This is a genomic window from Pantoea sp. CFSAN033090, assembly GCF_001264395.1.
GTDB lineage: Bacteria > Pseudomonadota > Gammaproteobacteria > Enterobacterales > Enterobacteriaceae > Pantoea > Pantoea agglomerans.
Genome location: NZ_LGYX01000022.1, coordinates 98168 through 110777 on the forward strand (window position 1 = coordinate 98168; position 12610 = coordinate 110777).

A 12610-nucleotide genomic window follows, 5' to 3' on the forward strand; every position below is an offset into this window, starting at 1 on the left:
CCTGTTGAGCGCGTGGCTGTCGATGGCAGAATAGCGGCCAGTGCCGCCATTCTGCCAGTTATCAGCGCTTCTCCTGAAACGCCTGCCAGGTCAGCAACTGCAGACTGGCAGAAAAGTAGTTCTGATCCGCAGCCAGCTTATCGCTCAGATAGCCGGTTTCATTCAGCGTCAGGTCACGTACCGCCAGCAGCCCGCCCTCAAGATGGTAAGGTGCTGGGGCATTCGCCAGCACGTCGAACCAGGCGGGTGTCAGCATGCGGCTGTAACCCTGCCAGACGCGCTGAAACGGCACCAGTGCCAGACTGTGCGGGTCATACCACCAGATGTTCAGCGGCACGCGAATCGCATCGTAACTGAAGCGGTTCGAGTAGCCGACGGCCGGGGCAACCGAACCGTCGGCATTCAGTGCGACCCAGTCCATTGGCAGCCCGGTTTTGCCAAAGCTCAGCTTACCCAGCAGATCAAAGCCATCGTTAATCAGCTTATCCCAGACCTGAAGATGGCTGTGTTCACCAAACTCGCGCCATGCCTGAAACAGGAAGTAAGAGGGATTAAGCACCACATAACTGACTTTGTTAAAGCCCTGCGCACCCGGCAACATCACGGTGTGGCCGCCAAAGCTCGTGACATCCAGCCTGATAATGGCGCGCTGAATACGGTCAGATTCCTGCTGGTAGCTCTCCACCTGCCATTTCTGTGCAGCACGCTGTAGTGCCCAGGCCAGCAACACATCGCCATCCGCGGCGTTATTCTTGTCGGCGACCGGGTTGTCACTGCCCGGCACGTAGCGCCAGTAAAAAAGCTCGGTCTGCGGATTACGCAGCTGGCTGCGCGTCCACTGCCACAGCCGATCGAAGGTGGCGCGATCGTCGTTGGCCACCGCCAGCAACATGCCATAACCCTGGCCTTCGGTATGACTGACGTTGTTATTGGCGGTGTCAGTGATCCGCCCTTCTGAGGTCACAAAGCGACTTTTAAAAGTCTCCCAGCCGCTGGCACTCGCCTGCGCGCTGCAGGCCAGCAGTAAAACAGAGCAGAGCCAGACCCGCCAGAGTGGATTACGTTTCATTTCCGATCCTATTGATATCGATAGTGCAGCGTGCTGCCATCGTTGAGTTCAAGCGTAACCGGCACAATGCTGCTGCCGCCCTGGCCCTGCAACCAGCCCGAAAAAAGTCCGGCCATCACCGCACCAAACGCCGCCTGCCAGTCAGCTGGAGAGTGGATGTTGTCGCCTGCCGGTAAGGCGTGACAGGCAATCAGCAGCGCCTTCTCTTCCGGCTGAAGCTGCACAAAGCCCCAGTTAAACCGCGCCAGTTGCAGATTGCACTCGCGCTCCAGATCCTGCACGGTACGCGACTCTGGCAAAGGATAGCGGGTCGCCAGCGATTCCCCCATCTTATAGAGAAAGGCTTCCGCCTCCTGATGACCGGCGTTGGCGATCATCCCGTCAATCAGCACGCTGACCAGGTCAAACCAGCCCGGCTGATACGGATGCGATACCCCCGAATGCTCACTCATTACTTCTCTCCGAACAGGTAACGGACATAGAGCTGCGCGCTGCTTTCGTTGTAGTCACCAAAGGTGTCATAACCCAGCTGGCCGCCAATCGTCACATCTTTATTGAGTTTGTAGTCCGCCCCGGCGTGCAGGTTGTAGCCGATGCCGTTTTTACTGCCGCCGGAGTAGTAAGCGTCTTTCACGCTGCCGCTGGCGGCAAGGGATTCCAGCTCTGACTGCAGGCTGGCATCCGACGGGAAGTACGCGCTCTTATCCTGACTGTAGGTCTGATAACCGGCTGCACCGCCAATATTGACCTTCAGATCGTCAAACTTGCGTGAGAACTCTATCGGGAAGGAGACCGACGCATAGTTCTGCGGGCTGAAGTAGCCGCCCTGACCGTAGCTGAAGTAGCTGAGATTCTTTGAGAAGTCCATCCACGACAGGCTCATGCCGACTTTCAGCTCGCGATCCTCAGTGTGGAACGGACGAACGTAGGCACCGGCCGTCGCCTGCAGGTTGTTGTTGCTGGCGACATTCTCGCCGAGATAGCTGTACGCGCCTGCACCAGCATAGAAGCCTGCATCGCCATTGTCGTAGCTTAACAGGGCGTTAGCGCCGTTTTTGGTGACGCGTCCCCAGCGTTTGCCGCTGGCTTTATCTTCTGCGCCGACGTAAGAGAGCAGGCTGTCGGTAATCGCGCGGCGCTCACCGGTCAGGATCAGCGTCAGGAAGTCGGTGAGTTTCGGTGACCACTGTACGCCCCCGACCAGAGTACTGAGATCCTGGCCCAGCGGCGTACTGCCGATATCCACTTTATAGCTGTCGCCCTTCAGCGCCAGATTCAGCTCCACGCCCGAAGCGGTTTGCGAATCGGTGGTGGCGTTCGGCAGGTCATTCACCGTTGCACCGCCTGCAGCCACCACCCTGCCCTGACTCAGCGCATTGGTGCCGAAACGGCGCCAGGCATCGGCTGCGCCACTGCCCGCCGTAAGTGAGACCGGCGTGGCGGTAAAGTCGAGGCGCGCCGTTTCAAACGGCACGGTAGAGAAGGTCAGCGGCGCTTTGGCTTCCGTCAGCTTGCTCAGGCCCGACTCGCCATCACGCCCGCGCACCTGCACCATGCCCTGACTCCAGCTGCCGGTTTTTTCCTGCAGCGAATCCATCATGGTGTCGACGTCGTGCAGAATCTGTGACTGTTGAGCAACGGTTTCGCTGCCCGCGGCCTGTTCGCCCTGCGTTGTCACGCCAGCGGCAACGCCCGCCGGTGCCGCCTGCCACGGCAGCACGGTGCCGTAGCTGGATGGTGAACGTCCCACCGGCGAAGTATCACGGTTGATAAACGGATTATCCGCCAGCGCCAGTCCGCCCACGGTCGGCACGCTGCCAGGCTGCGCGCCCTGCAGGCCAATCAGCTGACCGCGCGCTGAACGCAGATAAGCCATCGCCTGAGAATGCTCGCCATTGGCTTCCGCCACCCGCGCCAGCAGCAGCAGACGATCCGGTGTCTGAGTCGTACTGTTCAGGCCGCGACTCAGCTCATTAGCGCGCTGCACATTGTTCTGCGCCAGCGCGACGTTGATGGCCCCGACGCGCGCATCCTGCGTCGGCGTATCCTGGGTCATCAGGTAGTCATAGACCACGCCCGCATCCCGGTTCATCTTGCCGTCCTGGTAGAGACGGGCCATCGCGAACATCAGATCGCGGTTCTGCGGATCCTGCTGCAGCGCGCCAATCAGCTTGTCATACGCCACCGCGTACTGACGCTGCTGCCGCAGACGATCCACTTCGTTAATCAGATAGCCATTGCGAATACCGGCCAGTTGCGTTGGTGTACTGCGCGCCTGCAGTTCCGGGTTGCTGAGGAAGCGCTGCGCCTCACTGCCGAGGCCCGCCTGATTCAGTACCGTCATCTGCGCGGCATAATCGCCCGCATTGCCCTGCACGCCACGCTGCAGGTTAGTCCGCACCACCGAAACGGCGCTGGTGAGATCGCCCGCCTGCGCCAGCTTCTGCGCCAGGTTTCCGGCATCAACCGGGTTGGTGGGTGGATTAACCGTGAGCGCCTTCAGGGTATTGGCGGCAGCAGCCGTCGCGCCCTGCGCCAGATACTGGTCGGCCGTGCTCATCTGCAGATTGAAATTAACCCGCTGCGCCAGTTCACGCATCGCCGCCGTCTTCGCGTTAGCGGGAATACGCGACAGCAACGTGCTGGCCTGCTGCCAGCCGCCGCTTTCGCTGGCGTTAAGCGCACCGGCATACAGTTCGCTGGTGCTGGCCCCGTTGCGCATCACCGGCTGCATCACGTTGGCCGCCAGCAGCGTGTCGCCCTGCTGACGATAGAGCCGGGCTAAATCGAGCCGCAGCCAGCCATCCGTGGGATAACGCTGAATACCCTGCTGCAGCGTCGCGATGGCAGCGGCATTGTTACCGGCCGCCAGTTGACGCTTCGCCTGCTGACGCAGCGCATCGGCTTCATTGGCCCGTGGCGTGACGCTCTGGCGTACGCTGTCCGGCAATGCACCCAGCAGCGTGTTAGCTTCGGTGCCCCGATTCTGCTGACGCAGAACGTAGAACAGTCCCTCTTTGGCGCTGCGGTTATCCGCATCGCTTTGCAGAATAGTGCGATAGAGTTGCTCCGCCTGCTGTGGCTGATTGGTGCGGCGCAGCACGTCGGCGCGGAACAGTCTGGCGGCCAGCCCTTTTTCGCCGTCAGCCTGCACCAGCGGTTCGCTTAATGTCAGCGCCTGCGCCGTGTCTCCGCTTTTCAGTGCCTGCTGGGCGCTGGCCAGCTGTGCATAAAAACGCGCATCGTCAGCCTGCTGCTGACGCGATGAACCCTGATCGCCGCCGAGCTGAGCAGACCGCTGCAGATAATCCGCCGCTTCCTGATAACGTCCGGCTCGCTGGGCCACATAGCCCATGCCCGCTAACGCATCGGCATCCTGCGGATTCGCACCCAGTACTTTTTCAAAGCTGGACTGCGCACCGCCGACGTCACCGCTGTTCAGCGCGCTGAATCCGGCCCCTTTTTCTGCGCCGCCGACGTTTTTACGGTAGTAGTCGATGACAGCGGAGTCCTGCGGATGACGTTGCTGCCAGGTCTGATAGAGCGCCGCATCTGACGGCTGCGGACCGAGCCACAGCAGCGCCTGACGCAGTGAGCGGTCGGCATCCTTATTACCGCTTGCCAGCGAACTCAGCACCTCAATGCCTTCGCGACGGGTTGTTTCCTGATAGGTCAGCGCTTTACCCAGCGCCAGCCGTGCGCCGGTGTCCTGCGGATGCTGAGCCGCAAACTGGCGCAGTGCCTCAACCGCCTGCGGCAGCAGCGTACGGTCGCCCGCCATAGTGAGATAATATTCTGCCGCGACGCTGGGTGGTGGCGCATTGCCGCTGAAGGTGTTGCGCCAGGTCTGTAACGCCGCCGGAATATTGCCGCTGCGCGCCTGCTGACGCGCCAGCGCAAGCTGCGCCTGCGGAATGGTCTGCATCTGGCGCGCGTTATCCAGCTCGCCAAGATGCGGATCGTTGGGGGAGACCTGACTCAGACGGGCGCGATACTGCGCCGCCGCCGCAGTGTCGCCACCCTGCTGTGAATAGAGCGCCAGCAGGTAGAGCGCCTGAGTGTTGTTGGGTTCAACCATCAGCACCTTTTGCAGTGAGGCTGTCGCCAGGTCGTCATGCGCTTTCTGATGCCAGTAAGAGGCCTGATCGAACAGCGCCTGCAACGCCGGATTGGCGCTTTCCGCCGCCAGCAGCGGCTGTGACAGGGCCAGCGCACTGCCCAGCAGCAACGCCTTACGGATACCGGCACTTAACAGATTTTTTTTCATTATTATTATCCTTACTTCCTGCCGGAATCACGGTCCTGCTTTGGGTTCAGACGTCGCCAGGCGTGACGCTTCAGCATCACCCAGGCCGCACTGCCCACCAGCGCGGAGAGCAGCATCGCCGCCACCGCCAGCAGCACCGAGTGCTGGTTGGCATACCACACCACCATCATGTACCAGGGCAACTCACCGCTGGGAAACTGCGCGCCGACGCGGAAACTGCGAATGCCGTTTTCATCGGTAATAATCGCGGTATCGCCACGAATGCCGGCGTTAATCTGCGCTGAACTCAAATCGTTATGCAGTCGCAACAGCTGATCGTCGCTGGTTGCCACCGTCATCACCACCAGCCGATCGCGGTTCCATGGCGATCGGTAGCTGAGGAAGCCTCGCCACGCTTCGTTGGAGGAGAAGTAACGATCGGCATCCAGCTGCTGACGGCTCCAGTCACCGGTCAGCCAGCCACGTAATTTTTCCAGCGTGTCAGGCTCTTTCACCCCAAAAGTGCTGCTGGTGGCGTCATAAGGGGAAGCCGCCAGCATCGCCTGATTAAAGGCGCTGTTGCCGGTGGTGCTCACCGCCAGCAGATCGCTCTGCTGTATGCGCGCCAGATGGGTTCCGCCAGTCGGCAGGCCAAACAGTACCTGATTCTGTGTCAGCGCCAGACCGGTGGCTTTACCAGCCCGCGCCGCCAGATCCAGCAGCGTTGACAGTTCAGCATCGCTGGGCGTTTCCGGCAGCAGCAGCGTGGTCTGGCTGAAATCGGCCAGACGTGAGAACGGGAAAGAGGCACCCACAAAGTAAGAGAGGTTCGGCAGCATGCTGAAGTGACGGGTATGGCTCAGATCGATCCATGAATCCTCTTCAATCCGGCTCTTGATGTTGTTGTTCAGTAACACACCGCAGGGCGCATCAGCCCGCGGTTTGATATTGAAGTAGAGCGCCAGCTGGTTATCGCCATAGATCAGGTAGGGTTCGAGATTAAGCTGATACTGCTCCTGACGCGCATCACCGCCCAGACGGTGCCAGGCGTTCTCCAGCAGGCCGACTTTGTTCACCGTCAGATTGCGCAGAAAAGTGCCGTTAAGCATGACGTTAAGGAAGGAATTATCCTCATCGATCCAGCTTTCGGACGGGAAGCGATAGTGCAGATTGACCGGCACTGTGTCGCCATCCCACAGGAACAAATCAGGCGCGGCGCGGAAGTTAACACGCAGCGCATCATGCCAGATGCCGCTACTGGTCAGACTCTGATCTTTACGCAGCAGTTCGCTCAGTCGTACCGGACGGTCAGTGTTAATCCAGCGCGGGGCATCGTAAGGTTTGCGGTTTGCAATAGTCTGTGCGGGGACCTGCAGATGACTCTCATCCGTCGTCAGTGGCTGCGTCGTCAGACGGTTCGCCGCCTGACGCAACTGCTCCTCATTGTTGCCACTGACCAGCAGCAATTTGTAAACCGGATTATTGGGATTATCCACCACCTGCAACATCGGACCGTTACTGGCCGGGAAAGTCAGGGTGCCGATCCGGTCACCAGGATGACCAAACAGGATGCCGTTGTGTTCCGGCAGTTCGCCGCGCACCACCGGGAAACGGATGCCGCGATAATCACTCTGAATGCCAAGCCAGGATGTCACCAGTGCCGCCGCGCTGACAGCATCGGCTGAAACATGACTGGCAAAGCCCACCGTCACGGTGGACGCCGTCATCCGCTGAGGATCCAGGAAGGGGCGCGGGAAATTACGCAGGCTGGTGCCGATATTGAGCTTCTGACCCTCAAGGTGCAGCGATGTGTTCGGCAGAATGGTGACCTGATACTGCTGTGCGCTCTCTCTTTCACACAGCAACTTGTCCGCATCATTGATTTTAAAACTCAGATTGTTCGCCGACACCACCATCGCCGCCGGAATATCCAGCTCATAGTCGCTGACATCGCTGTCCGTCGCACCCAGCGGCAGCGTGCCGAGCGGCTGACCATTCAGCATCAGTTGTAGCGACGTATTGCGTGCCGCCAGCGCAGCTGAGACGCGCAGCGTCAGATTAAGTCGCGCATTGGTGATGACTTCATCGCCGGGCAGGGTAAAGGTGATGCCCGACTGAAGCTGGCCGCCGGTCAGCGTGATGCCGCGCGACTGGCCCATCTGGGCCACTGAAATAACACTACTGATTGGCTGATTGATGGCAGCCGCGATCGGCGGCTGCGCTTCTGCAACCGGTGCAGCTACCTGACCTGGCGCGTAGGGCAGCGCACTGGCGGCCGCTTCCAGCGCGGGATCGGCACTGCTCAGGCCCTGCGGCAGGGGCACCGCGGACAGCGCGCTGCTGTCCTGGGTCACCGCGCCGGTGGCGGCCATCGGCGCGGTGGTCTGGGCAGAAGCCGCCGCCTCACCGGTCGATGACGCGGTCTGAGGCGTTGAGGCCGCGTCACCGGTCACTGAAGATGGCTGAGTTTGTGATGTCGCCTCGCTACCTGGGGCGTAAGAGGCGTTCACCGGGGGTGCCATGGCATTGGGTGATGCACTCTGAAGCGCCGATGCTGGTGCAGATTCTGCGGACGGTGTCGCAGATGGCGCATTTGCCGCTGGTGACACTGATGGCATTGCAGACTCTCCACCGCTGACCGGGGCGGCTACCTGGTCTGAACCTGCCGTCTGGGTGGAACCATTATTCATGGGTGCCACAGATGCCGCATCGCTGACCGGAGCCAGATTTGTCGCGGGTGCACTGACGGTGGCATCGGCAGGCTGCGTGGCGGAAACGGCATCAGACGGCATCGGAGCCGGACTGTTTACCGGCGCACTGGCAGGCTGCGCGGTGGAAGCAGCATCAGGCGGCGTCGGAGCCGGACTGTTTACCGGCGCACTGGCAGGCTGCGTGGTGGAAGCAGCATCAGGCGGCGTCGGGGCTGAACTGTTTACCGGCGCAGCACTGCTGTTATCAGTAGCAACCGGCGTTTCCGCGCCAGCGGGCGTCAGCCATAACGCTGCGGTCAGTGAACTGACCAGCAAAGTTTGCGTCAGGATCTTCATGCCGCCCCATCCTCTTTCGCCGCCGCGGCAACCGGGTCGACATTTTTACGTTTATCGTGGCGGCCTTTCCAGGTCAGCCAGAACAGCTCAAAGACGGTACGGATAATAGTGCCCAGCGAAATCAGTGGGTTGTCCTGCTTATACTCCGGCTGAATCCAGGCATCAGCACGAGCCAGCACCACACGGACCAGTTCGCGACGACGCGCCAGCGGCATCGCCTCAAAGCGCAGACGGATGCTCTCATCATCGCCGGAAATCTGACTGACCGGGATAGTGATCGCGCCGGATTTCAGCAGCAGATCAATCTCTTCAATCTCATCAGTTTCATGACGTCCATCGGGTGCATCAAGCTGCGCGCCGCCCATCGAAAGGTTGCTGGTCTGGGTGCGCGATGAAATGCCGCTGGCGTAATGAATAATCGCCGGGATTTGCACTTCAACACGGATGGTTTTACGCACCTGCTTGGTTTCGCGCGCCACGGCAATTGCCGCCATCAGAATGATCAGGCTGAAGATCGCCCAGCCGACGTTGAGCGCGATTACGTAAGGATCGACGCCAAAATAGTCATGCATCACGGCGCGCACCACGCCGGCTACAATGCCAATGCCCAGCAGCAGCGCCACAATCACATGCGGACGCACGATGTGGAAATCGAAGAAGCCCTGATCCAGCACGCCGCCTTTATCGGTCACGTTAAACTTGCCATGTTTTGGCGACAATAGAGTCAGAATGGTCGGGATCACCAGATGGAAGCACATCACCGTCTCATAAATTTCACCCCAGAAGGTGTAACGGAAACGGCCATTCATCCGTGAGTTAACGTAGAGCGACATCACCAGATGGGGCAGCACATAGGCAAAGATCAGCGAGGCCGATGAGTGAATAATATTCAGGTTAAACAGCAGGTAAGCCAGCGGTGCGGTCAGGAAGGCAACGCGTGGCAGGCCAAACTGGAAATGCAGCATGGCGTTGAGATAGCAAAGACGCTGCTGCCACTTCAGGCCACGGCCAAACAGCGGGTTATCGACGCGGAAAATCTGTGTCATGCCACGCGCCCAGCGGGTACGCTGAATGATATGCAGGCCCAGACGTTCTGTTGCCAGACCGGCAGCCAGCGGGATCGACAAAAAGGCTGAGCCCCAGCCCAGTCGCTGCATTTTCAGGGCGGTGTGTGCATCTTCGGTCACGGTTTCAACGGCAAAACCGCCAATCTCTTCCAGCGCTGAACGACGGATAACCGCACAGGAGCCACAGAAGAAAGTGGCATTCCAGTTATCGTTACCCTGCTGCACCGGGCCATAAAACAGCGAGCCTTCGTTTGGAATGCTGCGTGCGGCGCGCAGGTTACGCTCAAAGGGATCGGGAGAATAGAAGTAGTGCGGCGTCTGTAGCAGCGCCAGCTTCGGATCTTTCAGGAACGGTCCGACCGTCGCCTGCAGGAAGGTGCGCGTCGCCACGTGGTCGCAGTCGAAGATGCAAATCAGCTCACCTTTGGTGATTTTCATCGCATGGTTGAGGTTCCCGGCTTTGGCATGTTTATTGTCGTCACGGGTGATATAACCCACGCCGACATCCGCCGCAAAGCGGGCAAACTCGCTGCGCTTGCCATCATCCAGCAGATAGACCCTGATTTTGTCACGCGGGTAGTCGATACACTGCGCCGCGAGTACGGTGTCGCGCACCACATCAAGACTTTCATTGTAGGAAGGCACATAAATATCGACCGTCGGCCACAGGCTGGTGTCGTCCGGTAAGGGTTCGATGGTGCGTTTTAATGGCCAGGTGGTTTGCAGGAAGCCAAGAATTAAGATCAGCCAGACGTACAGCTCCGCCAGATATAAGCCAATGCCTAAGATAGCTTCAACTTCGGAATTAAAGTGCAGCGTCTCGGTGGTCCGCCACCAGATATAGCGGCTGGACATCAGCGCAGAGAGAACCACCATCACCACCGTTATTTTGCGGCTCTTGCTGAAACCCAATAAAAACATCATGCCGATGCTGATCAGACCAAAAATATACTGTTTCTGGCTGTCCATTGGCGTAATGATGATCACCGCCGCAACGGGTGCAAGCACCAGCAGCAGCAGGTAAAACCCGATTTTACTCATGATTCACCCTGAGAAGAGCTGTGTAAGTCAGTCGCCTGGCAGAAGCCGACTAAAAGTGGTTTGTGCGGATGGGAGCCTGAACTTCGCCATTACCCACGGTGATATTCAGAATGCTGCTGACCCTTTTCGCGATCAGTTCAATATCAAATGCCGCTGCCGAGGCGGGACTGAAATCATAAACAGACTGCTGCGAAGCATTGGCTTCACCTACACTTTCATCACGGTGAACCACGCCCAGTAAATTATCGCCCAGGCGCTGCTGCATAAACGCGGTGACATCGCGATTGATATTCCGGCGGTTGTCACACTGGTTAAGGATGAAATAGTGACCCTGCTTATTATTGAGAGGCTTACCGATCATCCGGTTCTCTTCAATCTGCGGTAATAACGATACTGATGCGGTATCGGCTAACATCACTACTAAATGCATATCGGCCAGCGCCGTCATTGCTTTAAGGGCGGGGCCCGGGCCCGGCGGGAAATCAGCCACGATCACCAGACCGGGATAATTGAGCACCGTATCCAGACCGCGCTTAATAAAGTGGGGATCTTTCATCAGGTTCTCTTCGAACCGTTCGCGCTGCGGCTCCGTGACGTCGCCATAGGGCAGCACAAAGATATTGCCGCCGGTGGTAAGAATCGACTGGCTCCAGTCCGCCTGCTCTTCTGAGCGCGCCACAAATCCGCGGCCATCATGAAGCGGCACGCCAAAGTGAAGACGCATTGCATTCTGCACATCAAAATCAATCGCCAGAACTTTGCTACCGGAACGCGCCAGACTCCAGGCCAGATTCGCCGCCAGCGTGGTTTTCCCCACGCCCCCCTTCGGCGAGCACACACAAACTAATGGCATAGCGCAATCTTCTCCAGTAACGGTTTGAGTAAGGTTTCTTTCGGCAGATTAATCTCGCGCGAGCGGAACAGCGCACCAAATCGTCCTGGCTCAGAATGGGTGGCGGTGGGTGCGACGACGAGCTGAAGTTCCGCCACGGCGGCAGGCCGGACCGGCTCAGCACGCAGCGGGGTCGCAGGCTCAGCCACGGCCGCTTTTTGCAGTGGTGGCGGTGGCGGAAAGAGTGATGAAGGACCGCGTGCAGTCGTGCTGGTTGCTGGCAGGTTGCTGCCTGACAGGCTATCGAGAATCGAGGTGCGAGCTGCCATTGCCGGTTGCGCAGTGAGTGCGGTATGTCGTGCCGGTGCCCCAGGCGGTGGAGCCGTAAACTCATCACCACGCAGCGGCTGAGGTTGCGGCAGGTCAATACGCTCGCCGCCGCCAAACGGTGTCTGATGTTCTTCTTTCGCCAGCTGGCGAATCAATGCCCATTTACTGTGTTCCGCCGCTTCCTGCGTCTGGCCAGACATATCTTTAAAGTCGATGTCGAGCGTTTGCGTTTTCTCTTTAAAACGCTGCAAATCATCGTAATTATTCTTCATTGGCCATGGCCTGCAACAAGGTGGGAATTTTCCTGGAATATAACACATCCCTTTAATATCAGTCAGAAAAACCTGATTACAAAAAAAGCAATTTCAATCAAATTGTTTAATCATAAAGATTCAATAGTGGCGGAATAAAGCCTCTGCTGAGTCATTGCCGCTGATAATTAATAAGTAATACTTAAGTTAAATTCATTAGCCCTGTTTTAATAATTTTTCAGAAAATACCGCTCTTACAACCTCTGGCACTGCCAGGCTGACTCCTGTAAACAGCGTTTCAAAGAGCGTTCAGGCTGCCGCAGGCGCAAAAAAATCGCACTTCTGCCATAAGTGATTGAGGCTATTTATCTTTTTTCACTGCAAATATCGCCAGAAGAAAAACAGGTTAAGACTGATAACGGAAAAAGAGGAGGAATAACCAGAAAGTGCTCGCTGACCTGCCAGCAGTGCGGCTTGCAGCTGAGTTGAGATAAAAAAAGGCTCCAGAAAGGAGCCTTCGGCTGGGGAGTTAAGATCGCGAACAGGCTCAGGGGGGCATACGCCTTAAGCAAAGACGCAAAAGACGCCATCCCTGGCAGGCTCAGCGCGGGCGATTACGCCCCTCATCCCTGAGGGGCACCCGTAGCCGGGCCAACGCGTTGCGTTGTTCAAAAACGCTCCCGGTGTTTTTAGTACGCACCTCATCCCTGAGGTGCGCCCGTAGCCG

Annotated in this window: 7 protein-coding genes; all 7 read right to left on the minus strand. The window is 58.4% G+C overall.

Annotation, left to right across the window (positions count from 1 at the left end; translation table 11 throughout):
• Positions 1-61: 61 nt before the first annotated feature.
• Genes AFL22_RS18050 through bcsO form a run of 7 tightly spaced genes read right to left on the minus strand, consistent with a single transcriptional unit; the run spans position 62 to position 11904 of the window.
• A complete protein-coding gene (locus AFL22_RS18050; protein WP_031590334.1) occupies positions 62-1069 on the minus strand; it encodes a glycosyl hydrolase family 8 in 1008 nt (335 codons plus the stop codon).
• An 8-nt stretch (positions 1070-1077) separates the two neighbouring features.
• Positions 1078-1521, minus strand: a complete 444-nt coding sequence (gene bcsD / locus AFL22_RS18055) for a cellulose biosynthesis protein BcsD (protein ID WP_052271852.1) — start codon at positions 1519-1521, stop codon at positions 1078-1080.
• Entirely contained in the window at positions 1521-5336 is a 3816-nt protein-coding gene (locus tag AFL22_RS18060; protein WP_052271853.1) for a cellulose biosynthesis protein BcsC, read from the minus strand. Before AFL22_RS18060 ends, bcsD begins: the two co-directional genes overlap by 1 nt.
• Positions 5337-5347: 11 nt before the next feature.
• Positions 5348-8362 (minus strand): cellulose biosynthesis cyclic di-GMP-binding regulatory protein BcsB, encoded by a 3015-nt coding sequence (bcsB, locus tag AFL22_RS18065; RefSeq protein WP_052271854.1) that lies wholly within the window; start codon positions 8360-8362, stop codon positions 5348-5350.
• Positions 8359-10470 (minus strand): UDP-forming cellulose synthase catalytic subunit, encoded by a 2112-nt coding sequence (gene bcsA / locus AFL22_RS18070; protein ID WP_010671648.1) that lies wholly within the window; start codon positions 10468-10470, stop codon positions 8359-8361. The genes bcsB and bcsA overlap by 4 nt, the downstream gene beginning before the upstream one ends.
• A 49-nt stretch (positions 10471-10519) precedes the next feature.
• Entirely contained in the window at positions 10520-11323 is an 804-nt protein-coding gene (gene bcsQ / locus AFL22_RS18075) for a cellulose biosynthesis protein BcsQ (RefSeq protein ID WP_033780835.1), read from the minus strand.
• The gene (gene bcsO, locus AFL22_RS18080; RefSeq protein WP_052271855.1) at positions 11314-11904 is read right to left on the minus strand and encodes a cellulose biosynthesis protein BcsO; all 591 of its coding nucleotides are present in this window, start codon (positions 11902-11904) and stop codon (positions 11314-11316) included. The genes bcsQ and bcsO overlap by 10 nt, the downstream gene beginning before the upstream one ends.
• Between the last annotated feature and the right edge of the window lie 706 nt (positions 11905-12610).